A 23,820-nucleotide genomic window follows, 5' to 3' on the forward strand; every position below is an offset into this window, starting at 1 on the left:
GCCCCCTTGCCGGGCCCCTTCCGCTTCCTGTGCGATCGTCGCTGTCGTGGTGCGTCGCGGCTCTTGGCTCGCGCCGGGTCAACCGAACGAGCGGACGGCCTTCTCCAGCTTCGCCTCTTCCGAGGAGCGGAGCAGGCCCACGGCCACCACGGTCAGGCGCTCCGGCCTGAACAGCGCGCGCGCGGCGTCGCGCACGTCGGCGACGCTGACGCGCGCGAGCTCCTCGTGCCGCGCCTCCGGGGTGCGCGTGATGTCGGCGAGCGCGGCGAGCCCATGGAAGCCGGCGGTGGCCTCGACGTCGTCGAGCATCGCCTCCACCGACCAGAGGTGGCGGTCCCGCGCCTTGGCGAGCTCGTCCTCGCGCGGGCCGACCTCGGCGAGCTCGCGGAGCAACGCGAAGATCTCCCGGACCACCACGGTCGCGCGGTCGTGCTGGACGCCCGCGGCGATGTCGACGACCCCGTCGTCCTCGTAGGCCTCGAACATCCCCGACACGTCGTAGCAGAGGCCCAGCCGATCGCAGATCCGCTCGTACAGCCGCGTCGACATGCCGTCGTCGAGGACGCGGAGCAGCATCTCCACGGCGGGCTCGCGCGGATCGCGCTCGCTCACGCCCCGGAACGCGATCCGCAGATCGGTCTGGCTCGACTGGTTCTCGATGAAGCGGAACCTCGGCTTCTTCTGCCCGTTGGGCGGCGGCGCGGCGGGCACCTGCTCGCCGCGCGGCATGGCGCCGAAGTGCCGCTCGGCGGCCCGCGCGCACGCCTCGGGATCGAGCCGCCCCGCCAGGCAGAGCACCGCGTTCGCCGTCGTGTAGTGCCGGGCGTGATGGGCGCGCAGCATCGGCTCGTCGAACCGATCGAGCGCCGCGATGTCGCCCGTGATGGTGAACCCGAGCGGGTGCCGCTCGTACATGAGCGCGCGCGCGTTGTTGTCCGCGTCGATGTCGCGCCCCTCGTCGTCGAGGTCCTCGAGGATCTCCTCGCGCACGATGCCGCGCTCGACCTCGATCGCGGTGAAGCGGGGCGACGTGGTCACCTCGCCGAGCAGGGCGAGCACCGGCTCCAGGTTCGTCGGCGGCACGGAGATGCTCATCACGCCGTGGTCGACGTGGGTCGCCGCGTAGAGCGTCCCTCCGAGGCGCTCGAAGGCGAGCGCCTGCGCATGCGCGGACGGCAGCGTCGACGTCCCCCGGAACACCATGTGCTCCAGGAAGTGCGAGATGCCGTTGTTCTGCTGGCTCTCGAACCGTGAGCCGACGCGCAGGTACAGCGAGGCGACCGCCCGGTGGACGTGTGGTTGCGGGACGAGGACGACCTTGAGGCCGTTCGGGAGGACGACGTCGCGCGCGTCACGCAGCGGGAGCGACGTCATTCCCCCTCGTCTTCGAGCGGCAGCGGCGGCTCGCCGGAGCCATCCTCGGCAGGCTTGGACTCCTTCAGGAGGTTCTGGTCGTACTTCACCTCGCTGCCGATCGTCGACTTCAGCCGGCGCACGTACCCGATGAGCGCGTCGTTCTGCTTCGCGGCGCGCATGGCCGACGTGTAGAACTCGCGGTCCTTGTCCCACTGCTCCTGGCTCGCGGAGGTCTTCTCCTTCAGCTGGATCACGGCATAACCGTTCGCCAGCGCCACGACGTCCTTGGGCAGATCGCCCGGCTTGTCGAGCTGGAAGGCGATGCGCGCGGCCTCGGTGCTGTCCTTCGCGTCCGCGATGGGCGAGCCGGAGACGTTGAACGGCAGGCTCGTCTCGACGGTGGGTCGGTTCGGGTGGTTCGCGATCGTGTAGGGAGCCCGCGCATCCCCGGCCTCGGCCTGGCCACCCTCCTTCGCGCCCGCCTCCTTGTTCCCGTCCTGCTTCGCCGCGGCGGGCTCGCCGCCCGCCTTCGCGCCCGGCGCCGCGGCGCCCGCCTTCTCGCTCGCTTTCTCCTTCGGCTTCGCCGGCGTGAGCTGGGCCATGTAGGCGGCGAGCGCGTCCTCCAGCGACTTGCCGCCCGCGGCGGCGGCGAGCACCTGCTTCGCGGCCTCGGCCGCGAGCCGCTCCGACTCGTGGGCGATGTAGAGGTCGCGCGCCGCCTCCTGCCGGCCGATCTTCTCGGCCTCGGCGTCCTTCGCGATCTGCTCGAGCTTGATCACGTGGAAGCCGTCCTCGGTCTCGATGAGGTCCGACACATCGCCCGCCTTCATCTCGAAGAGCTTGTCCTCGACAGGCTTGCTCAGGCGGCCCTTGGCCACGCATCCGAGCTCGCCGCCGCGCGCCGCGCTCGGCCCGTCGCTCGCGGCGCGGGCCACGTCGGCGAAGCTCTCGCCCTTCTTGAGGCGCTGGACCGCGCCCTCGATCCGCGCCTTTGCGGCCGCCTTGCCCGCCTCCGGCCCCTGCTCGGCCTCCTCGGGCTTCACCTCGACCACGAGCTCTCGGGCGACGCGGCACTCGGGCTGATACTGCGCCTTCCGCCCCTCCCAGGCCTTGTCGAGCTCTTCTTTGTTGGTGTCGGCCCAGGCCTGGATCGCCTTCTCCGACGTGTCCACGATGAGATCGCTATAGAAGCGCCGGTCGAAGCGCACGTAGGCGAGCGTCCTGGTGGATTTCTCGCGCGAGAACTGCTCGAACGCCTCATTCTCGCCGACCCGGACCCGCGCCCGGATGAGGTCGCGCATCCGGGCGGCGATGAGCTCCTTCCGCTGGTAATCGCGGAAGTCGGTGGGGCTCATCTTCGTGATGTTCCGGATTTGCTTCTCGTACTGCTTGTTGTCGAATTTCTTCGTTTGCCGGTTGCGGACGTCCAGGTAGCGAGTGAGGTCTTCCCGGAGGCTGAGGGCGTAACCGACCTGGCGGATCTTGTCTGCCGGGAGCGAGACATGCACCCTGCCAGACACGAGCTCGTTCGTGAGCTCGTCGTCCGAGACGGTGATCCCGAGGCGCTTCGCGTCCTCGTTGAGGAGCCACCGCTCGTAGAGCCCCTCCGCCGTGAGCCGCCGGTAACCCATCGCCCGGAGGCGGTTTTCGTCGACGCTCCGCATCGCGAGCAGGTTCTTGGACGCGTTGAAGTCGGTCGAGGAGATGCAGCTGCCTCGGACCTCGACGGCACAGGTCCTCCCGGTCGACTGCACGGGGCCCGTGCTCGGGCGGAACTGGACGATGAAGACGACGGCGATCGCGATGATGATGGCAGCGCCGAAGATTTGGCTCAGTCTGTTCACGAAGGGCTCGCTCCCGGGGCGTGCGCCGCTCGCTCTTCGAGCGGCCTCCCGCCTTGGCCTGGCGCGGCATAGCACGGCGTCGACGGCGTGTCTTTACGGCGGTCGGGAGCGGGGCTAGGGGCTCATGCCATGGCAAGCTCGAAGTCACAGCTCCCCGATTGCGGCCTCTACCTGACGACAAAGCCGCTCCCCGGACACGAGGACAAGGTGCCTGCTGGCACCATCGTTTCCTTCCACAACCACTCGGACAACGGTCTGCCGACGGTCACGACGCCCGACCACAACGTTCACAACCGCTGGCACTTCCACGGTCCTGCGGTCGCGTTCCGGGGCACGACGTGGGCGGACTCCCTGCAGCGCCTCCCCGCCGAAGGGTTCTACACGCTTCGCAAGGAGCTCGCGTTCGACGGCGGCAACTGGCCGAAGGGCACGCTCGTGCAGCTCGGTTACACGCAGGCGGGCATGCCTATCCTGTTCATCGCCCGTGTGCGCTCGCGGCTTCAGGAGAACGACCTCTTCTTCTCCGACAAGGGCGTAGGCATCAAGCGCGAGCAGCTGTCCCTGCTCGAGCCCGTCTCCGTCTTCGAGGAGCCGAGCGACGGCTCCGGCCACCAGCCCGACCACGCAGACGCGCACTGAGCGGCCGCCGTAGGGGGCGCATCCTCGTGCGCCATGCAGGACCCGGCTCTCCCGTCCACGCTGAATATCGACCGGAGCCCACATTTCTGTCCCCGGGTACGGCGTGTGCTTGTAATTTTCTTTCGTGATTCGACGCAGAACCCTCACCCCCCCGTCCCTCCAGATTCCCCCTGAGCTCCTGGCCAACCGTCGCAGGAGCCCCCGCCGCGAGCTGAGCGAGCGGGTACGCCTGGAGACCGGCGAGCGCGCCGTCGCCGGCTGGACGCTGAACGTGAGCGTCGGCGGGCTCAGGGTGGTGATAGAAAATTCACTCGACCCTGGTACGGAACTAACGGTCTGGCTCGACGGCAGGAGCCCGCGCCCAGGTAGGATAATGTGGGTGCAAGACGAGCCCGACGGCTCGATCGTCGGTGTGTGTTTCCTGGATGGTCTGGAGGATCGAGAGGGCATCAACGGCCTGGGGGGCCTGGAAGGTGGCTCCTCGAGGTCGCCGCGATCGAGCTCCTGAGCACACACGAGCGCGCCGGCGTTCCAGAGCGCCACACGTGGTCGGCGCTGTCGGCTTGACGAGGCACCCGCAATTTTGCGATGGATGTTCCTGCTGACAGCTGGGGGTAGCCGGAAACCAGCGGAAGATGCCGACACCCGCGGAGATAAAGAAGGCCCTGCTCCAGGCCGGATTCGAGGTCTACCGCACCCGGGGCGACGCCGTGCAGGTCGCGGAGCGGGTGCGTGAGAACCTCCTCATGGACTCGGGGATCGTCGTGGGCGCGGAGCCGCTGCGGGTCGGGTTCGTCGTGCGCGCCCAGCGCAACGATTTCCCGGGGGCGGCGGACGAGCAGCTCTTCGAGCGGGCGCGCGGGATGGCCGAGGCCGCCGTGGCGCATGGCTACACCGAGGCCGAGGCCGCCCTCCGCCACGTCCGCGACCCCGGCGACGCCGAGCGGACGCTCGATACGTGGTGCGAGGTCCACTTCGAGAAGCGCGTGGCGTCGCTCGAGCTCGCCGTCAGCGAGGTGGGGTTCGCCCTCTCGCTGGAGAAGACCGCCCTGCCGCGCTGAGCGGTGCGCGATGCCCTTCGATCGAGCCGCGAGCCTGCTCGGGCCCTCTGGCCCGTTCGCGCGTGGCCTGGACGGGTACGAGGACCGAGAGGGGCAGGTGGCGATGGCGAGCGCCGTCGAGCGGGCGCTCGCGGAGGACCGCATCCTCCTCTGCGAGGCGGGCACCGGGACGGGCAAGACGCTCGCCTACCTGGTGCCCGCGATCCTGAGCGGTCGCAAGGTCGTCGTCTCGACCGCGACGAAGGCGCTCGAGGACCAGATCTACACGAAGGACCTGCCGCTCGTGGCCGAGCACCTCCGGCTGGATCCGCGCGCGGCGCTGGTGAAGGGGCTCGGCAACTACCTGTGCCTGCGGCGCTTCGGCGAGCTCCGGACGAGCCCCGGCGCGGGCGCCGGGATCGCGGGGCGCTCGCTGCCGCTGATCGAGGCGTGGGCGCAGGAGACCGAGATGGGCGACGTCGCGGAGCTCGCCCACCTCGCCGAGGGGGATCCGCTCTGGCGAGAGGTCGCGTCGTCCAGCGAGACGCGCCTCGGCGCCTCGTGCGAGCACTTCGAGCGGTGCTTCGTCACGCGGATGAAGCGCGACAGCGAGGCGGCGCGCCTCCTCGTCGTCAACCACCACCTCTTCTTCGCGGATCTCGCGCTGAAGATCGCCGGAGCGCGCCGCGGCTTCGCCGGCGCCGGCGCGCTCCCGCCGTACGATGCGGTCATCTTCGACGAGGCGCACCAGCTCGAGGACATCGCGACGGGCTTCTTCGGCGTCCGCGTGTCGCGCGCGCGGGTCGACTCGATGCTGCGCGACGCGGACCGGGCCTTCATCGCGTCGGGCCTCGCCGATCGCATCCTCGGGCGGGGCGAGGGGACGGCGATCACGGCCGTCGTGCGCGAGTCCGCGGACGCGCTCTTCGATCGGCTCGCCTCGCTGGGCGGCGCCGCCGGCGGCGGGGATCGCGGCGAGGCCCGGAGCCCGCTCGCCAGGGACGCCTGGTCGGGCGAGCTGCTCGACGCGTACCACCGCCTCGACGACCACCTCGAGGCGCTCGCGGCGTACGCGAGCGCGAACGCGATCAGCGAGGCGGTGCAGCTCGTCGGCAACCGCGCCGCGCAGCTGCGGGACGACGCGGCGCGCATCGTCGACCCCGCGACGAACCAGGTCACGTGGGTCGAGGTGCGCGGCCGCGCCGTCTCGTTCGGCGCGTCGCCGGTCGATCTCGGGGACATGCTGCGCGAGCACGTCTTCGAGCGGATCGGCGCCGTGGTGCTGACGAGCGCCACGCTGACGACGAGCGGCTCCGCCGGGGCGAGGTTCCGCTTCCTCCGCTCGCGCATGGGCCTCGATGAGGACGTGTCGGTCCCTGTCGACGAGCTCGAGGTCCCGTCGCCCTTCGACTACCCGACCGCCGCGCTGCTCTACACGCCGCGCGATCTCCCCGAGGCGACCGACGCTGCGTTCGTCGAGCGCGCCGCCGATCGCGCGGCCGAGCTCATCGGCATCACGGGCGGCGGCGCGTTCCTCCTCTGCACGTCGATCCGCGCGATGAACGCGCTCGCCGCGGCCCTCCGCGTCCGGCTCGCGCGCGCCTCGGCGGTCGCCCGGGCGGACGGGAGCGCTCCGGGGCGGCAGGCTCCGCTGCTCGTTCAGGGGGACGCGCCGAAGGGCGCGCTGCTGCGCCGCTTCCGCGCGGAGCGGCACGCGGTGCTCGTCGCGACGATGAGCTTCTGGGAAGGGGTGGACGTCCCCGGCGAGGCGCTGCGCCTCGTGATCATCGAGAAGCTCCCGTTCGCCGTGCCGACCGATCCCGTCGTCGCGGCCCGGTGCACGGCGATCGAGCAGGGCGGCGGCAACCCGTTCATCGCCTACAGCGTGCCGCAGGCCGCGATCACCTTGAAGCAGGGCTTCGGCCGGCTGATCCGCGCGCGCACCGATCGCGGCATCGTCGCGATCCTGGACCGCAGGATCCGCACGCGCGGCTACGGCCGCGTGCTGCTCGACAGCTTGCCCGACGCGCGCCGGACCGACCGCATCGAGGACGTGCGCGCGTTCTGGGCGGCCCGCGCGGCCGACGCGGAAGCGGACCGAGGAGGAGCGCCGGCCGGGACAGGCGCGCGGACGTGAGGCGCGGAGCGAAGGGGCCGCGAGGCGAAGCGCGAGATGAGGCGTACCCTCCGGCGACGCGCGCTCTTCGTCGGAGCGCTCGTCAGGGATACGACGTCTTCCCGTAGATGCACCAGGCGCCGCCCTTCCGGAGGGCGATGGCCTGGAGGAGCCTGTAGTCCGCCTTGAACCTGGGGTCGTCGTACGAGGCGCGGGAGGAGGGCACCGTCGGGTTCTTGCAGTCGATCCCGGAGGAGATGACCAAGAAGTAACGCGGGTTCTTCGCGAAGATCGCGTCGGTGTAGCCGGCCCCGACCTTGTGCGTGTACCCGCCCGGCAGGCGGGAGACCTCGGGGCTGAGCAGGCCGAGCATGTCCACCACCGGGAAGCCCGTGCGGTAACCGACGTAGCCGATGTCGGCGAGCGCGATGGGGCCAGGCTCCGCGTTCTGAGCGAGCCACTCCGCGGAGCGCCCTGCCGCGTCGTCCCAGAAGCCCTTGTCGTTGACGAGGAGGTTCCGCTGGGCCCGCACGAGCTCGCCGGCCCGGGTCGCGATCGTGATCGCGCCGAACGCTGCGATCGCGAGCGACGCCACGCGCTCACGGCGCGCTGCGATCGCGCGGACCGCGTCGTCGGCGAGCAGGAACGCGAACGGCTCCGCGGGCGCGAGGAACCGGAAGTAAGGCATCCAGTCGCCGCCCACCGCGACGACGTACACGCCGAAGAGCAGCGCGATCGACGCGATCGCGAGGCCGCTCCGGCGCCGGTGGACGATGGACGAGGCGACCGACAGGAGCCCGAGCCACAGGAAGGCGCCGGCGTGCTGCGCGTACTTGCGGACGTAGTCGCCCCCGCCCTGGATCTGCAGCGCGAAGTCGCCCGTCTTCGCGGCGAGCGTGTTCGGGAGCCATGCGCCGTAGTAGCTGTGCCGCCACACGAGGTGCGCGGCGACCGGGAGCGCGAAAGCGAGCAGGCGCAGCACGCTCCGGCGCGAGAGCGCCTGCTCCGAGTGCCAGACGACGAGCAGCCCGAGGAACAGCGGCGCCTCCGGGCGGGTGAGCGCGGCGAGCGCGAACACCGCGCCGGACAAGGGGAACCAGGGGAACCAGGAGAAGACGAGCGCGGGTCGAGCGCCGCCGTCGTCGCTGGCGGCGTCCTCTTCGCGGAAGAAGAGCTCGGTCCCCGCGAGCGTGAGCAGGAGGAACAGCGGCGTCTCCAGCCCGAACACCGCGTAGCCGGAGAAGAGGACGCTCATCGCGAGCAGCCACGTCGCGAGGCAGGGCACGTTCGAGAACGGACGCAGCCGCCGGGAGAGGAGGTAGGTCGGGACGAGCGCACCTGCAGCGCAGGCGGCGCCGAGCACCTTCGACGCCGCCGCCGGCGCCGCGCCGAGCTTCACCGCCGCGGCGAGCAGCACCGTCCAGAGGAAGTTCGTGTAACCCTCGACGCGCTCGCCCACGTTGTAAACGAGCCCGTTTCCGTTCGCGAGGTTCTCCGCGTACCGGAACGAGATGTACGCGTCGTCGATCGTGAAGCTCGCGACGCGGAGCGCGGCCGCGATCGTGATCACCATCGGCGCGAGCAGCCCGAGCGTGAGCTCCAGCGAAGCGGGGAGGGGAGCGCCATCGAGCCAGCTTCGAAGATCGCGCGCCGGCGAGGCGTGGCGCTCCGCTCCCGACGGCTCCTCGCCTTCGAGGGACTCGTCGTATCCCACCTCCTCGCTCCTCTCCCCTGCGGTCACGGGCTCGTCGCTCATCGGGCGCCGACCATACCGCGATTGTCACAGCCACAACGTCGAGCTGCGTAAATCAGGACAGGATGGTGCGCGCACATCCCGACGCAGTGCGAACGAAATTGCGCACTCCGACTGTAGGACTACGCTGTCGAGGCAGCCACGGCGACGGCTTCCCGTGCTGACAAGGAAGGAGTCGAGTGATGAGCGAGCTCGTTGCGCACCTGCCCGTGATCGGTCCCGTCGTCGCCCTGGTGGCGCTCGCCCTCGCCGCCACCTTCCTCGCGCGCAGGGCGTCGGCCCCTGCTGCTCCCTCTTCCGCGCTGTCCGTGAAGGAGCGGGCCATCGTGGCGGCCTGCGCTGACGCCCTGTTCCCGGCCGGGGGTCCAATCCCGGTCTCCGGCACGGAGGCCGGGCTGGTCGAGTACATGGACCGCTACGTCGCGCGCACGCCGCGGCCTCTCCGGCCCTACATGCGGCTGCTCTTCCACTTCGTCGAGCTCTCGCCGTGGGTCTTCGGGCCGCGCCGCGCCCGCTTCACGCGTCTCCCGCAGGCCGATCGCATCGCGGTGCTCGCGTCGATGGCGCAGAGCTGCATCTATCTCCGGCGGGTGACGTTCCTCTCGCTGCGGACGATGCTCTCGATGGGCTACCTCGCGAACGAGAAGGTCGCCGGCGCGATTGGCGTCGCCTGCTGCGCCACGCCCTTCGAGCGCCGCGCCGCCGGGAGGTCGGCGGGTGAGCCCGCCGCCGCGGCGCCCCCGTCGCTCGTGCCGGGGGTGACGGCATGAAGCTCCCCGTCGTCCCGGAGCCGCCTCGCGCCGTGAGCCGCGAGCGCGGCGAGCGGCGCTCGCTCTCCGAGGCCACGCTCCGATCGCGGGGCGCTGTGGAGCCGCTCGCGCCCGGCGAGCCGCGCACCCAGGTGAAGGTGTTCGCCGACTACGAGGGCGAGGTGCGGGCGTCGTGCGAGGTGCTCGTCGTCGGCTCGGGTCCGGGCGGCGCGGTCGTCGCCAAGGAGCTCGCCGAGGCGGGGCGCGACGTGATCCTCGTCGAGGAGGGGCCGCCGTTCGGGGTGGAGGATTTCCGCCAGGAGGCGGGCGAGTCGCTCTCGCGCACGCTGCGCGAGGGCGGGATGCGCGCCGCCCGCGGGCGCATGCTCATCCCGACCATGCAGGCGATCGCGCTCGGGGGCGGATCGGTCGTCAACTCGGCCATCTGCGCGCGCTCGCCCGCCTGGGTGTTCGACAAGTGGGCAGAGCGGACCGGCACGGCCTCGCTCACCCTGGACGCGCTGCTGCCCCACTACGATCGCGTCGAGCGCTTGCTCGGCGTCTCGCCCACGCCGATGGAAGTGCAAGGCGAGCGCAACCTGCGCTTCAAGCGCGGCTGCGATGCGCTGGGGCTGTCGAGCGAGCCGACCCACCGCAACGTGCGCGGCTGCCGCGGCTCGGGCGAGTGCTTCACGGGGTGTCGCAACCGCGCAAAGATGTCGACCGACGTCTCGTACGTCCCCGCCGCGATCCGGGCGGGCGCGCGCGTCTTCACCAGCGTGCGCGCCGAGCACCTGCTCCTCTCCGGCAGGCGCGCCGCCGGGATGCGCGGGCGCACGATCGAGCCCTTCACGTGGCGCGAGGGGGCGCCCGTCGAGATAAGGGCGGAGCTCGTCGTGCTCGCGGCCGGCTGCATGGCGACCCCGCTCATCCTGCTCCGCAGCGGCGCCGCCGGATCGAGCGGCTACGTGGGCAACGAGCTGCAGCTCCACCCGGGGCTCGCCATCATGGCGGTGTTCCCCGAGCCCATCGATCCATGGGAGGGCGCGACCCAGGGCTATCATTCGCTCCACTTCATCGAGCAAGGGATCAAGCTGGAGGTCCTCTGGTCGCCTCCGGCGGTGCTCGCCGCGCGATTCCCCGGCTTCGGGCACGACTACCAGCGTCACCTCCGGACATACAACCGGATGGCGCCGTTCGACGTCATCATTGCTGCCGAGCAGTCGCGCGGGACGGTGCGTCCGAAGCGAGGCAGCTGGGACCCTGATGTGCGATTCGACTACGCACCGCGCGACGTCGAGAAGATCCAGCGCGGTCTCGGCATCCTGTCCGACATCTGCTGGGCGGCGGGGGCCTCGTCGATCCTGCCCGGGCTGCACGGGGTGCCCGACGAGCTGAGGTCGCCGAAAGAAGCCGAGATCCTGAAGAGCAAACGGCTCGACGGACGAGACACGATCACCGCGGCGAATCACGCCTTCGGCACGGCGCGGATGTCGAGGCGCCCGCGGGACGGGGTGGTCGATGAGGAGGGGCGCTGCCACGATCTGGACAATGTGTACGTCGCTGACACGAGCGTCTTTCCTGGAAGTCCCGCAGTGAATCCGATGCTTACGTGCATGGCGCTGGCCGATCGGATCGCATGCGGCATCATCGAGCGCTGGTGAGGCGCGCGGCGGCGTGTCACCACAGGAGTCAGTGAGCCAGGGGCGCCGCATCCGTCGGGCAGGCACGGCATGTCGCGGACGGTATGTGAGGGGGGCTTTGCACCCGAGAAGGAGGCAACTCCCGAGTTGATACGAGGCCCCCGCGAGGTACAAGTTTAACGGCACGTTTCAACTCGCACGGGGCCGAGCCGTCCGTCCGCCGAGCTGGGAGGGAAGCTTTGGGACCGAACGCAGTTTCAGCTGCAATTCCGCGCGGACAAGCGCGCTCGCCGCATCGGAGCCACAGCCATCACGGCCGTGTGCTCCTCGTCGAAGACGAGCCCGACCAGGCGGCCATCCTCGAGGCGGTGCTGCGCCACGAAGGGCTCGACGTCGTCGTCGCGTCGAGCGGCGAGCAAGCGCTCGAGATCCACCAGCGGACGCCGGCTGACGTGCTCGTCACGGATCTCAACCTGCCGGGCATGACGGGGGTCGATCTGATGCGCCGGCTCTCGCCCGGCGAGCTCGAGGGGCCCGAGCCGAAGGCGCCGCCGCCCCACGTGGTCATGGTCACCGGCGCGGCGTCGATCACGAGCGCCGTCGACGCGCTCAAGCTGGGAGCGGCCGACTACCTCCAGAAGCCGCTCGATCCGGCGCGCCTCGTGCTGCTCGTGCGCGAGCTCCTCTCGTCGCCGCCGACCGAGTTCGACGACGACGATCCCCTCCATGGGCAGCTCGTGTTCGAGGGGATGATCGGCGGCTCGCCGCGGATGCGGGAGGTCTTCACCCGCATCGATCGCGTCGCCGCGACGATGGCCCCCGTGCTCATCGTCGGCGAGAGCGGCACGGGCAAGGAGCTCGTCGCGCGCGCCATCCACAACCGGAGCCGCCGCCGCGCGGGCCCGTTCGTGCCGGTCCACACGGGCGCGATCCCGCGCGAGCTCATCGGCAGCGAGCTCTTCGGCCACGAGAAGGGCTCGTTCACCGGCGCGTTCGCGGCCGCGGAGGGCAAGTTCGAGGCGGCGGCTGGCGGCACCGTCTTCCTCGACGAGGTAGGCACGATGGACGCGGCCGTGCAGGTCAGCCTCCTGCGCGTGCTCGAGACGTACCGGTTCACGCGCGTCGGCGGCCGCAAGGAGATCGAGGCCGACGTCCGCGTCGTCGCCGCCACGAACAAGGACCTGCTCGACCTCGTCGACGACTGCGTCTTCCGCGAGGACCTCTACTACCGGCTCAACGTGTTCACGGTGACGCTGCCCCCGCTGCGCGAGCGCAGGGAGGACATCCTGCCCATCGCCGAGCGCTTCCTGCTGAAGTTCGCCAAGCGCTACGGCACCCCGGCCCGCCGCCTCTCGGACGCCGCCGTCGAGCGGCTGGCCGAGCACGACTGGCCCGGCAACGTCCGCGAGCTGCGCAACGTCATCGAGCAGACGGCGCTCTTCGCCTCGAACGAGCTGGTGTCGGCCAACGACGTCCAGCTCGGCCAGGGCCGGATCGAGCGGCGCGCGGGCCGGCGTTCCTATGACAGCATCCCGTCGACGAGGGTGGCGGCGCCGGTCGCCCCGGCCGAGCCGGCCGAGCCGCTCTCTGTGCCGATCGTTCATGCGGCCGACCTGGTGGTCCCCTCCGAGCCCGTGCCGTCGCACGTCGGCGCGCAGCCCGTGCCGTCCTCCATCGGCCCTGCCTCGATGCCGCGGAGGCCGGGGGAGGCGGGCACGCACGAGGCCGAGCCGTCGCGGGACGCCGGCGAAGCGGCGGAGCACCCGCTCGTGCTGCGCCTTCCGGTCGGGACGCGCCTGGCGGATGCGGAGCGCAAGCTCATCCTGCTGACCCTCGAGGCGGTGCGCGGCAACAAACAGCGCGCCGCCCGCGTGCTCGGGATCAGCCGCCGCGGCCTGTACTCGAAGCTGCAGGCGTACGGGGAGCACGTGGGGAGCCACGAGGCCCAGGGGCACAGCGAGAGCGCCGAGCCGCAGGACCCGGTCGACGACGTGCCGGTCGTCACCGACGAGCCCGCCCTGGAAGAGCTCGGCTCCGCGCGCGGCGACGCCTGACGGGCATCCTTGCCGCTCCGCGCCGCGAACCCACACCGCGCCGCGCCGCGAGCTCACACCGCCACACCGCAGGTTCGCAGTACCGCAGCAATCACGGGTCGCGCGGGCGCGTCGAGTGTGAGCCGCCTCCCAGCGCGGATGGGCGCCTGAGCCCCGCCGAGAGGCGGCTGGTCGCACTCCGGGACCCGACCTGCGCGCTGCTGCGCCGCACCCCGACAACGGTCCCGTCGGCGGTCCGTCCCTTTGTGCTTTACGAAGGGACGACGACCTCGGCTATCGTAAAGCGGAGCTGCGAGATCAGACGCGCGACTGGCACGTCAGAGAGCGGGCCACCGGCGCGGTATCAAGGTAAACTCTACGCGACGCCTCGCCGGCACTACACCCCAGCGGGCCAGCCCCCAATGAAGATCACCTGCCAGTCCTGTCAGTCGAAATACACCGTCTCGGACGAGAAGGTCCAAGGCAGAACCGTCAAGATCAAGTGCCGCAAATGCGGCGCCACGATCCTCGTGAACAGCTCGGGCGTGACGACGAACGGCGGGCTCGCCGATCCGGTGTCCGGCACGAGCGTTCCGAATGACGGGACGACGTACCTGGTCAACGTGGCGGACGGCGATCAGCGCTCGATGGCGCTGGCCGAGATCGTCACGAGCTACCAGGCGGGGGTGATCAACGCCGAGACGTACGTCTGGGCGGACGGCATGGCCGACTGGCAGCCGCTCGGCCAGATCGACTCGATCGTCGCGGCCCTGCACGCAGGCAGCGCTCCTGCCTCGGCGGCCGCGCAGGAGGCGCCGGTGCAGTCGACGTCCGTGCCCAGCGGGGGAGCGGCCCTCGGGCAGACCTCCCCGGGCGTCGAGTCGGTCGCGGCGGCCGCTCCTCGGGCAGCGGCGGTGCGTCGCGATCCGGCGCGCCCGACGCAGGATCTCTTCGGCGGGAGCCCGGGCGTCGAGGCGCACCGGCCCAGCTCCGACGACGTGGCGACGAGCGCTCCGCTCTTCAAGAGCGGCGCCGCGCCTGGCCAGCGCGACGAGAACTCGATGCTGTTCTCGCTGAGCGCCCTCACGGCGAAGGCCGCCGCTCCTGCCCCGGCGCGGGCGGCCGTCAGCGCCTCGGAGGACTCCGGCCTCATCGACCTGAAGGCCCTCGCATCGGGAGCCGGCGTCCGAGCGCCGTCGCCCGTCGCGAGCATCGTCGCCAACGATGGCGGCCTGTTCCAGCTCAGCGCGCCGATCGTGACCACGGCGCGAGCGCCGTCGGTCGCGCCGCCGAACGTCGGCGAGGCCCCTTCCAAGAACCGCGCCCCCTTGATCATCGGCGCGGGCATCGCGATCGCGGGCATCGCGATCGCAGGCGTCTTCTTCCTGATGAAGGGCGGCGGCAGCACGCCGGTTCCCGCTGCGGTGGAGACGACGCCGCCCACGGCCGCCGCGCCGGCGACGACGGCGCCCCCCGAGCCGGAGCCGGCGCCCACCGCGTCGGCGACGGCGTCGGCGACCGCGACGGCAGAGCCGGTCGCGAGCGCTGCGCCGAGCGCCACGCCGACGGCAGCAGGGGCGCGTCCGAGCACGAGGCCGTCGACGCGACCGAGCACCGGTGGCAGCACCGCAGGCAAGCAGACGCCTGCTGCCGCCGCCCCGGCGCCGGCCGCTCCGGCCCCCGCGAAGCGCGGCGGCTGCGGGTGCGCGGCCGGCGATCTGATGTGCGCGATGCAGTGCTCCGCAAAGGGCAAGTGAACGCGCGCAGGCCGTCGTCCGATCGGTGAGCGCAGATCCTCGTCGCCGGAGCCGCGCGCGCGGCGGCTGCTCCGGCGCCGGCTCTGCGATGCGCGAACGGCATGAGCCAGACGCGGCAGACACGCACGACGCGAGCCGCGGCTGGACCTTCGAGCGGGCGCCCGCAAGGACGGTGCGGCGCCCGGACCGCCGCGCTAGCATCGTCCGTCATGAGTGAGCCCGACGGGCGGCTGCGCGCGCCGATGCCTCGGTGGATGCCGGGCGCGGCGCGGCGCTCCGCGATGGCGCTGCTCCTCTGCGCGAGCGCGGCAGGGTGCGGTGGGCGGGCGGCGATGACGCCATCCGGAGGACAGCCGTCGAGCGATCGCGGCGCCGCTGGGCAGGCGTCGCGCCAGGCTCCGGGCGGGCGAGCCTCGCAGGGCGCGCTCGTGACCATGGTCACTCCATCGCGGCTGCTCCCGGACCTCGTCGGAGAGCGCGGCGTGGTGGCCAGCGAGGCGGGGGCCAAGCGGGTGCTCATCGATCGCATGCGCGTCGTCGCGCACGACGACGGATCGCTCGAGCGCGCCGCCGACCTGTTGCCGTCGGGTCAGGTCACCTCGCTCAAGCTGCCGACGCGCCTGGGCGGCGGTTACCTGTTCTACTCCTCGAACCGAGGCAGCGCGCAGCTCTGGCGGGCCCAGGCGTGGCTCGCCCCGCTCGAGCCGCTCGTCCAGCTGCCGTCGGAGGCGAACGAGATCCTCGCGGGGTTCGATCGCCTCTACGCTCGGCTCTCGCACAGCCACCGGCTCCTCGCGATCGACGCGCAGACGGGCGCGGCGATGCCGCTCGGCCCGCTCCCGCCGGCGAGCTCGTACGGCCAGATCGCGTTCGCCGACGGCTGGCGCGCCGTGGTCGAGGCCGATCTGCGCGGCTTGCTCGTCACGTTCGACGCAGGGGCCACCTGGCGCGAGGTGGAGATCGACGCGCGGCCGACCTCCGTCGCCGTCGTCGGCGGCGATCCTGCCGTGATGACCGCGAGCGGGCTCTACGCGGTCGATGCGCGCGGCGGCGTGACGTACCGCGCGCTGGAGGTCTCCGACGACGTGCACGAGCCGCCGGCGCGCGCCCAGGGGCCTCTCGGGAGGCGCCCGCTCCGCGCGGCGGTCGAGGACGGGTGGCCCGACTCGAGCACGACCGCGGTGGTGGCTCGCGGCGGCGCCCTGGCGCGCGTCTCGCTGCGCGACGGGGCGGTCATCGACGTCGCGCCCGACGCTTATCCGGAGCGAGAGGCGGCCTGCCATGCGATCCGCGCGGGGGCGTCGTTCGGGTTCGTGTGCGGCGAGCGCGAGGGGCCGACGACCCTGTACGCCTTCCAGCCGCCGCTCGGCATGCGCCGGCTGATGCGCTTCGACGAGCCCCGCTTCGTGGTCGCGAGCGGCAACGGTGCGCTGGTGATCCGCGGCTCCTGCAGCGAAGACAGCGCGGTGCGCGCCGGGCGTGCGTACTGCGTCGTCGCCGCCGACGGGCGCACCCGCGAGATCCACGTCCGCGCGCCCGCGCGAGACGTCGGCATCGAGCGCGTCGTCGCGCTGTCCGACGGCCGCATCGCCGTCCTCTCGCCGCCTCGCCTGGACGCATCGGGGCAGCTCACGCTGCTCAAGGGGAGCGACGTCACGACCGTCCCGCTGATCCTCCCGGGAAAGCCGCGCAGCACAGCGCGCGATCTGCAGCGCGGTATGTGGCTCGAAGGGTTCGAGGAGCGTGAGCCCGGCGTCATCGGCGGCTGGGTAGAGGCAGGCGGTCCGATCGTGGGCGTTCGGATCGACGCGAAGAGCGGGAAGGTGACCGCCGGCGCGCCGCGCCAGGACGGCACGGGCGCGCTGTTGTCAGGGCGGTTCGCGTTCTCCCTCGGAGAAGGCGAGCGCGCCGCCGAGTCGACGGACGGCGGGATGACCTGGCGCGCGCTCGATCTGCCGGAGCGGGACGACGACACCGCGGCGTCGAGGACGCGCGCGTGCGGCCCCGTCGGCTGCGTCTTCAGGGGCTGGATCCGCGTCGGCTGGGGCAAGACGGCGATGCCGGACGATCTCGCCGAGGCGAAGCCGCCGCCGGTGCTTCAGATGCCGCTCCGCGCGGGGAGCCCGGTCGCGATGCGCTGCGAGGCCCTCGGCTCGTCGACGCCGCCGCTGCCGGACAAGCCTTCCGCCGCGCCGTCCGCGCGCGCCGAGGGAGCGCGCCCGGCCTCGTCGGTCACGCGCTCGGCGTCGACGGAGACACCCACGTCGCCGTGGGCTCCTTTCCGCAACACTCCGCCGCCCAAGCGCGGGGCGGACGAGATCGGCCTCGACAACGGGGCTCCGTACGACATCGTGACGATGCGCGCCTACGCATGGGGCAAGCGAGGCGCAGACTGGGCGCGCGCCGGGCGCTGGCTCCTCCGTTTCGACGATCGCTTCGACCCGGATGGCGGGGTGCGTTCCAGCGGCGTGAGCGCCTCGCCTTGGTCGGATGAGGCGTCGGCCGCCGAGGCGCTCGGGGTGGTGAGCCAGGGGGCGGCGTCCTGGGGCGCGTACCTCGATCCTGGCGGACGGGCCGCGCTGACCCACGTGTGTCGCGGCGCCGGATGCAGCCTGTTCGCAGCCTCTGAAGGGCTGCCGATCCTTCCGTTGCGCGACAGCGCCGGCCGCGCCGGCAATTTCCTCCGGCCGTTTCCGAACGGCGCCGTGCGGCTCGGCGAGACGTGGTTCTTCGTGACGCCCGGCGGCTCGTATGACGTCGTGGCGCTGTGGCGCGCCGACCTCGGGATCGCGCGGCAGCTGGCGACCTACTATCGGCCTGGCCGCGCCGGCTACGGCGTGGATCCTCCGCGCCTGGTCCGGCGTGCGCTGGGCGGCGGTGTCGGCCTGCTCATCTCGGCGGCTCCCGACCCCGGCGTGCGCGCCGGCTCCTGGCACGTGCTCCCGATCGACCGCGAGACCGGCGCGCTCGGCGAGGCGGTGCCGCTCGGCCGCAAGGACCTCGCGGATACACGGCTCGAGCGGTGTACTCCGGGGCAGGACGGCTGGCTCCTCGACACGAGCCTGGACGGCTCGCCGAGCTTCGATGTCGTCGGCAGCTCTCCCTCCGTCGACGGCGCCGAGTTCAGGCTTCGCCTCGATCCAGGCAGCGCGTGCGTCGAGGCGATGGCGGTGAGGCTGCAGGGCGCCTTCTCGAAGGCGCCCGAAAAGCAGAGCGACGTCGGCGCCAGCGCGATCCCGCTCGCTGCGACCGAGCGCGCGACGGGCCGGAGGTGGCGGTTGCGCTGCGAGCCGAAGGACGCCGCCAGATGATCCGCTAGTTGGTGATGGCGTCCGGCGAAACGGCGTTCACCCGTCCCTCGACGCCGACCTCCTCGCCTTGCCCGTAGCGGATGGTCCCGAGCCAGTCGGCCGTCCATGCGATCGGCGTGGCGGAGCTGTTGAGCTGCGCAGGGCCTGAAGCGTTCACGACGATCTCGCCGATCATCCCTGCCTTCTCCGATGCCTCCGTGCCAGCGCGCCACAGGAGCTTGAGCCCGCCAGCGCACAGCATCGCCATGCAGTCGCTGGAGCAGTCGGAGTAGCCGCCGAGCAGCTCGCCGAGCGCCTGGCACTCTGCCGCAGCGGCGAGCGCTGCGGGGACGGACTCCGCATCCGCCTCCGCTGCGACCCCGAGCCCGGTCACTCCGCCGATGTATCGGGTCGGCGACCACGTCAGCGTGCCCGCGAGCCGGAGCACGTCGCCGGGATCCGCCGTCCACGACATGAAATGTTCCGGTGGTACGCCCGCGTTGTCGGCGGTCACGCTGCCGAGCCAGCTCGCCTCGAAGAGCGCGCGTCCCTGCATGTCTCCCGCGCCGCTCAGCTGGCCATCCAGCGCGAGCGGCGTACCCGCGAGCCCGGCATGGGCCCATCCACGACACCTGTTGCGCAGGGGGATCGGGAGGGCGGCGAGGTGCGCCTGTGCCGCCGCGTCCCAGTCACGCTCGATGCGCTGCGCGGCAAACGCGGTCGCCTGGTCCGGCGGCGCCGCGCGCTGCATCGCGTCGAGCAGGGACGCGGCTTCCGCGCCGGCAGGCAAGGACGCGTCGAGCATCTGCTCGGTCGCTGCTTCGAGCATCGCGGTCAGCCCCTCAGCCGTCACGAGGGTCAGCTTCGTGTCGAGGCGCGTCGCCGCCATATCGATCGGCAGGTCCTTGATCGGGACCCAGACGTCGCGCGCCGAGCCGGCCTGCAGCTCTCGTTCGCCCACGCAACCCCACATGATCCGACCGCTGTGCAGAGCGACGGTAAGGCTCGGCCCTACAGGCGCGCCCTTGACGACCACCGGCTCGCCTGGACCGCCGTGCGCCACGAGCGCGCCCACGGGTGCTTCGGGCGCAGCAGCCGCGATCTCCTCACAGGTGGCCTCTGCGACGACGCTCGCCGTCCAGCCCTTCGCGACGCGCGTCCCGTCGTAGACCGGGATGACGCGGAGCGTGCCGAAGCCCTCTGCGCTGACGGAAACACCGAGCTCGGCGGATGGCCCCTTCTTCGTCGCGGCGCGGAGCCGAAACGTGCTCCCCAGAGTCGACGCGTGGAGCTGAACCGAGGCCCTGCCATTTTCGTCCGCGACGGCCGTCGTGCGGTCGACCCATGCACCCGCAGCTTCGCCGAGGAGGGTGAAGCTCACCTCGTAGGGCGCGGGCGGTTGTCCCGTAACCCAGACCGTGCGCAGCTCCCCTGGCACGAGCTGGAGCGTACCTTCCTCCTCGAACGCCAAGACGGTGGGTTGACCGGCGTCCCCGGGCATATCGGGGATATCCGCCGACTCGTCGGCCATACGAAAAGAGCAGGACGCCAGTCCCACGATGGCGATCCAGGGAGCCGAGTACTTCCAAGGCAAGCTCACCCTTGGAGTGTACCTTGCATCTCCCACGGCGAACAGCGGAGGGCGAAACGTACGACGGCCTTCCGCGTGAGCCGTGTCCATCGGCCACCGACCCTGCCGAGCAGAGCTTGGGGCGAGCGGGTTCACCCAGGAGTGACGTCGCGAGCTGTGCCGCGAGGCGGTGGTGCCAGGGCCACGTGGCGGCAGCGGGCGACGGCAGGGCAGCGGACGTCCCGCGGTGCGCGCGGTGGCGCCGCGCCTCGAGGCATGAGGCAGACGGCGCCGGCCCGCAGGGACGCGACTACTTCACGTAGATCTGGGCGACGGCGAGGCCGCTGCCGCGGACGGTCATGACGGCCTTCGCAGGGCCGCCGACGGGGAGCGGATTCTTGAAGCAAGTGCCTTTGCCGCCGAGCGTGGCGTTCGGTCCGGTGGTGTTGTCCTGAGAGAGCACCACGGGCGGCAGCATCGGCGCGGGCTGGGCGACGATCTGCAGGTTGAGCTCCTGGACGCCGAGGCCCACGCCGATCACCGAATAGCACTTGCCCGGCTGGATATTGAACGGCTGCTCGAGCGTCTGGCCGTCCTGGAACTGCCCGGCAAACGCGCCGCCTTCCGGCTGCATGCCCTGGACCTCGGAGGCCGCCATGGCGGTGAGGATCGGGGTCGCTGCGCTGACCGCGGCAGGCGCGATCGGGGTCGCCTGGCCGGTGCTCGTGCCCGTCGCGGTCGGCGTCTGCGTCGGGGTGGGGGTCGTGGTGGCAGGCGGCGTGTACTGGCCCGGCTGCTGGGTGGGTTGGCCGTACTGGCCAGGCTGGGCGGGCTGACCGTACTGTCCAGGCGGGTACTGTCCGGGCGGGTACTGGGTTGACGCCCCGTACTGGTTCTGCATCTGCGACGGGTTGTTCGGCTCCGGGTCGCTGCCGCCGCAGGCGAGGGGCGCGAGGCCGAGCAGGGCCGCTGGGATGAGGACGTGCAAGCGCATACGAGGCTCCTTCAGGGTTGTGCGGGTGAGGCCGCGACAATGGGACGCTCGCCGCACCCGCGGCGGCTCACCGCCGCTGGTCACGGTCGGTGAGACGGCCGAGGTGGGGGCGTGTTCTACAACGACTTGGCGGCGCGAGGCCAGACGCTGCGGTGCAGGCGGCACGAGGCGCGTCCAGCGGGCCGAAAGAGGCCCCGCCGCGGCCTGGGTACAGAGGTCCTGGAGCACGTTGTCGACCAGCGTTCGACGTTTCGGTGCCCGCGGGCGGGCGCGCGCCGTGGCGCGCGCCGTATCGATCGCCCACCGTGTCCCTGCGCGGCCGCGGCCGTCGAGCCCCCTCGGTGGACGCGCTGAGCCCGGCCGGCGCGGGCCACCGACCCCGCATCTCTCGCGAAGACGCACCCCGCCGTCGCCGCACCCGCCCGAGGATACACTGGTCCCTGCGGCCCTTCATGAGACCCCTGCGGCGCTCCAGCCCAGTTGACGCGGGCGGAGGGCGACACCAGAAACCCCGTTCACAACCGCGCGCGGGGCGGGGCGGTCACGTGGTCCGCTTGGCGAGCCCAGTGCGGTCCCGTCGTGAGCCCCGCCGGACGCCACGGAGTGCGGCCCGGCGGTCACGCGCCGCTTCTGTGTAGATTGAACAATGGGCGATCCCGCTCGCGGCGGGAGATCAGGAACGAGCCATGAGCGACATCCACCAGGCAATCAAGGATACCGTCGAGAGCAACCGCGTCGTCCTCTTCATGAAGGGCACCAAGACCTTCCCGCAATGCGGGTTCTCGGCGCGGGCCGTCGACATCCTGAAAAAGTGCGGCGTGGACTTCAAGGACGTCAACGTGCTGTCCGATCCCTCGCTGCGCCAGGGGATCAAGGACTACTCGCAATGGCCGACGATCCCGCAGGTCTATGTGGACGGGAAGTTCATCGGCGGCTCCGACATCCTGACGGAGATGTTCCAGTCGGGCGATCTGCAGAAGCTCCTGTCGAACCAGAGCTAACGTCCGGATCGCTCGGGGGCGCGAGGCCCTGCTGCGCTCACCGCGCGGCGTAGGACCTCGTCGAACATGTCGCCGGTGAGCCGCCCCGTCTGGGTGTTCTGCTGGCTGACGTGGTAGCTGCCGAAGAGCAGCGCCGCTGCGGCGCCGCCGCGCGGATCGGGGATCGACGCCTCCACGCCGTGCGCGAACGGTGGCAGGCGTGGGTGAGCTTCCGCGTGATCCCCCGCGGACGCGCGGCGTGCCCGGGCGAGCGCGCCGACGGCGTCATAGCCGATCTTGCCGAGCGCGAGGTAGACGCGCGCCCGATGCAGCGCCGCGAGCTCTCGGTCGATCCACCCACGACACGCCGCGAGCTCCGCGATCGTGGGCTTGTTGTCCGGGGGAGCGCAATGGCAGGGGGCGGTGATGAACACGCCCCGAAGCGAGAGCCCATCGTCGCGCGAGGTGCTCGTCGGCTGCGAGGCGAGCCCCGCTCGATAGAGCGCCGCGTAGAGGAAGTCGCCCGATCGATCGCCCGTGAACATGCGACCGGTGCGGTTCCCGCCGTGCGCCGCCGGGGCGAGCCCGACGATCACGAGCGGCGCGTCCGGATCGCCGAAGCCCGGCACAGGGCGGCCCCAGTAGGTCTGGTCCCGGTAAGCGCGCCGCTTCTCTCGCGCGACGTCCTCGCGCCACGCGACGAGCCGCGGGCAGCGCCGGCACTCGACGAGCTCCGCCGTGATCTGAGCGAGCGCGCGCGCCGCGCCGCCGCGGCTCACGCGGCGGGCTCGCCGCGCGCGCTCGTCGAGGCGCCGCTCTGCTCGAGGTCCACGCCGCGCTCCGAGGCGCGCGCATCAGCGAGCGGGCGCGGCGGCGCCGCCGCGTGCTCTGTCAGGCCGCCCTGCTCGCCGGCCACCATCCCGGTCACGATGCGGTCGAGCACCGCGTCGAAGCGCAGGCGATTGAAGCGGGCTCCGCTCGCCAGCCAGTCGATGTGCCCGCCCTTGCCCGGAAAATGGCCGACGATGTCCAGGTGGTCGGCCTTGCCGGCCCAGATGAGCTCCCCCCAGACCTGCGAGGCGAGCGGGACCACGCCGTCGTTGGCGTCCGGGGGCGGCAGCTCGCCGAGCACGCGCGCGAGCTTCTGCTCGATCGAGCCGTCATGGGAGCGGCAAGGGTAGTGCTCGTTCAGGCGGGCGGTGATGTTCGACAGCGCGGTGAAGATGGCAGCCGACATCGCCCCCCACGGCGACCGGAGCGCCGATACCCAGTCACGGACGGCGTTGCGCGGCGCGTACGTCGCGACGCTCTGGTACCGCAAGCCCGCGCGGTCCTCGAGGCCGGCGTGGAGCAGATCCATCGCCTCGGGCATGAGCTGGACGATGGCGCCCTGGTCGTCGCGCAAGAGCTTCAGCCACGCGCGCAGCTCGCGGCTCGACGCGTCGTCGAGCACGCGGATGAAGCTCTCGACCGCGCGATCGATGAGCTCGATCTCGAAGAAGCCGAGCTGCGCCCGGCCGAAGGCGGCGACCAGCGCCGACGCGGCCGCGAGCGGAGGCGCGCCGAGCTTGAGGCCGGCCACCGTCAGCGCGGTGACGGCGTAGAGCAGGCGCTGGCCGCTCACCGTGGCGAAGAAGGCGGCGAGCGGGGTGCCGAAATGAGGCGTGTTGATGGTGGTGACGGACCGCAGCCGGCTCGTCCAGCCGAGCCGGCGATGAGCGTTCCCGGGGAGCCGCGCCGTCGGCGAAGCGACGAGGCGGGCATCCAGGCCTCCGGTCGAGTGGCCTACGATGTGGATAGGGCCGTCATCGTCTCCGGCGCTCTCGTCGACGAGGCGGGCGAGCTTCGCCGCCCGGCGGAGGATGGAGGCCGTCGGGTGGACCTCGCAGACGTGGATCTCGACGATCCGGCCGCGATCGCGGAACCGCTCCTCGATCGCGCGGATGAAGTGCTCGAAATACTCGAGGGAGGCGAGGGTTGCGAAGCCGAACATGCCCGGCGACAGGTAGACGCGCGTCTTCTGCACGCGCGGGAATGTGCCATGCCCGCCGGCCCT

At 71.8% G+C, this 23,820-nt stretch carries 17 protein-coding genes; 10 read left to right on the plus strand and 7 right to left on the minus strand.

Annotation, left to right across the window (positions count from 1 at the left end):
* Window positions 1–78: 78 nt before the first annotated feature.
* Both WMF29_RS16425 and WMF29_RS16430 read right to left on the minus strand, forming a co-directional pair.
* Window positions 79–1,374: a M16 family metallopeptidase gene (locus WMF29_RS16425; RefSeq protein ID WP_272098185.1), complete on the minus strand. Its 1,296-nt coding sequence runs from the start codon at window positions 1,372–1,374 to the stop codon at window positions 79–81.
* Window positions 1,371–3,200, minus strand: a complete 1,830-nt coding sequence (locus tag WMF29_RS16430) for a peptidylprolyl isomerase (protein ID WP_437329728.1) — start codon at window positions 3,198–3,200, stop codon at window positions 1,371–1,373. The genes WMF29_RS16425 and WMF29_RS16430 overlap by 4 nt, the downstream gene beginning before the upstream one ends.
* Before the next feature lie 129 nt (window positions 3,201–3,329).
* On the opposite strand from WMF29_RS16430, the gene WMF29_RS16435 reads away from it, so the two are divergent.
* The 4 genes from WMF29_RS16435 to WMF29_RS16450 all read left to right on the plus strand — a co-directional run bounded on the left by WMF29_RS16435 (window position 3,330) and on the right by WMF29_RS16450 (window position 7,016).
* The gene (locus WMF29_RS16435) at window positions 3,330–3,839 is read left to right on the plus strand and encodes a hypothetical protein (RefSeq protein WP_437329729.1); all 510 of its coding nucleotides are present in this window, start codon (window positions 3,330–3,332) and stop codon (window positions 3,837–3,839) included.
* 124 nt (window positions 3,840–3,963) lie between these two features.
* Window positions 3,964–4,347 (plus strand): PilZ domain-containing protein, encoded by a 384-nt coding sequence (locus WMF29_RS16440; RefSeq protein WP_437329730.1) that lies wholly within the window; start codon window positions 3,964–3,966, stop codon window positions 4,345–4,347.
* Between the two features lie 127 nt (window positions 4,348–4,474).
* Window positions 4,475–4,900 (plus strand): hypothetical protein, encoded by a 426-nt coding sequence (locus WMF29_RS16445; RefSeq protein ID WP_437329731.1) that lies wholly within the window; start codon window positions 4,475–4,477, stop codon window positions 4,898–4,900.
* Between the two features lie 10 nt (window positions 4,901–4,910).
* On the plus strand, window positions 4,911–7,016 hold the full coding sequence (locus WMF29_RS16450; RefSeq protein ID WP_437329732.1) for an ATP-dependent DNA helicase: 2,106 nt from the start codon (window positions 4,911–4,913) through the stop codon (window positions 7,014–7,016).
* A gap of 82 nt (window positions 7,017–7,098) precedes the next feature.
* Here WMF29_RS16450 and WMF29_RS16455 read toward each other — a convergent pair whose 3' ends face one another.
* Complete coding sequence (locus WMF29_RS16455) at window positions 7,099–8,751, minus strand: hypothetical protein (RefSeq protein WP_437329733.1); 1,653 nt, start codon at window positions 8,749–8,751, stop codon at window positions 7,099–7,101.
* A 179-nt stretch (window positions 8,752–8,930) separates the two neighbouring features.
* Here WMF29_RS16455 and WMF29_RS16460 point away from each other — a divergent pair, with 179 nt between their 5' ends.
* The 5 genes from WMF29_RS16460 (at window position 8,931) to WMF29_RS16480 (ending at window position 18,241) form a co-directional block, all read left to right on the plus strand.
* Window positions 8,931–9,518, plus strand: coding sequence for a gluconate 2-dehydrogenase subunit 3 family protein (locus WMF29_RS16460; protein WP_437329734.1), 588 nt, complete (start codon window positions 8,931–8,933; stop codon window positions 9,516–9,518).
* Window positions 9,515–11,161 (plus strand): GMC family oxidoreductase N-terminal domain-containing protein, encoded by a 1,647-nt coding sequence (locus tag WMF29_RS16465; protein WP_437329735.1) that lies wholly within the window; start codon window positions 9,515–9,517, stop codon window positions 11,159–11,161. Before WMF29_RS16460 ends, WMF29_RS16465 begins: the two co-directional genes overlap by 4 nt.
* 299 nt (window positions 11,162–11,460) lie before the next feature.
* Window positions 11,461–13,194: a sigma-54-dependent transcriptional regulator gene (locus WMF29_RS16470; RefSeq protein WP_437329736.1), complete on the plus strand. Its 1,734-nt coding sequence runs from the start codon at window positions 11,461–11,463 to the stop codon at window positions 13,192–13,194.
* 401 nt (window positions 13,195–13,595) lie between these two features.
* Window positions 13,596–14,930, plus strand: a complete 1,335-nt coding sequence (locus WMF29_RS16475; RefSeq protein ID WP_437329737.1) for a zinc-ribbon domain-containing protein — start codon at window positions 13,596–13,598, stop codon at window positions 14,928–14,930.
* Between the two features lie 209 nt (window positions 14,931–15,139).
* Entirely contained in the window at window positions 15,140–18,241 is a 3,102-nt protein-coding gene (locus WMF29_RS16480) for a hypothetical protein (RefSeq protein ID WP_437329738.1), read from the plus strand.
* Between the two features lie 4 nt (window positions 18,242–18,245).
* Here WMF29_RS16480 and WMF29_RS16485 read toward each other — a convergent pair whose 3' ends face one another.
* Together WMF29_RS16485 and WMF29_RS16490 are read right to left on the minus strand one after the other, a co-directional pair.
* Window positions 18,246–19,820 carry a hypothetical protein gene (locus tag WMF29_RS16485; RefSeq protein ID WP_437329739.1) on the minus strand — a complete coding sequence of 525 codons (1,575 nt, stop codon included), beginning with the start codon at window positions 19,818–19,820 and terminating at the stop codon, window positions 18,246–18,248.
* A gap of 280 nt (window positions 19,821–20,100) precedes the next feature.
* Window positions 20,101–20,784, minus strand: a complete 684-nt coding sequence (locus tag WMF29_RS16490; RefSeq protein ID WP_437329740.1) for a hypothetical protein — start codon at window positions 20,782–20,784, stop codon at window positions 20,101–20,103.
* Between the two features lie 686 nt (window positions 20,785–21,470).
* Between WMF29_RS16490 and grxD the strand changes: the two genes are divergently transcribed.
* Window positions 21,471–21,785: a Grx4 family monothiol glutaredoxin gene (gene grxD, locus WMF29_RS16495; RefSeq protein WP_437329741.1), complete on the plus strand. Its 315-nt coding sequence runs from the start codon at window positions 21,471–21,473 to the stop codon at window positions 21,783–21,785.
* Here grxD and WMF29_RS16500 read toward each other — a convergent pair.
* Together WMF29_RS16500 and WMF29_RS16505 are read right to left on the minus strand one after the other, a co-directional pair.
* Complete coding sequence (locus tag WMF29_RS16500; RefSeq protein ID WP_437329742.1) at window positions 21,782–22,543, minus strand: uracil-DNA glycosylase; 762 nt, start codon at window positions 22,541–22,543, stop codon at window positions 21,782–21,784. The genes grxD and WMF29_RS16500 overlap by 4 nt on opposite strands.
* Window positions 22,540–23,790, minus strand: a complete 1,251-nt coding sequence (locus tag WMF29_RS16505) for an esterase/lipase family protein (protein WP_437329743.1) — start codon at window positions 23,788–23,790, stop codon at window positions 22,540–22,542. The genes WMF29_RS16500 and WMF29_RS16505 overlap by 4 nt, the downstream gene beginning before the upstream one ends.
* Between the last annotated feature and the right edge of the window lie 30 nt (window positions 23,791–23,820).

The organism is Sorangium sp. So ce381 (genome assembly GCF_051473845.1).
Taxonomy (GTDB): Bacteria; Myxococcota_A; Polyangia; order Polyangiales; family Polyangiaceae; genus Sorangium; species Sorangium atrum.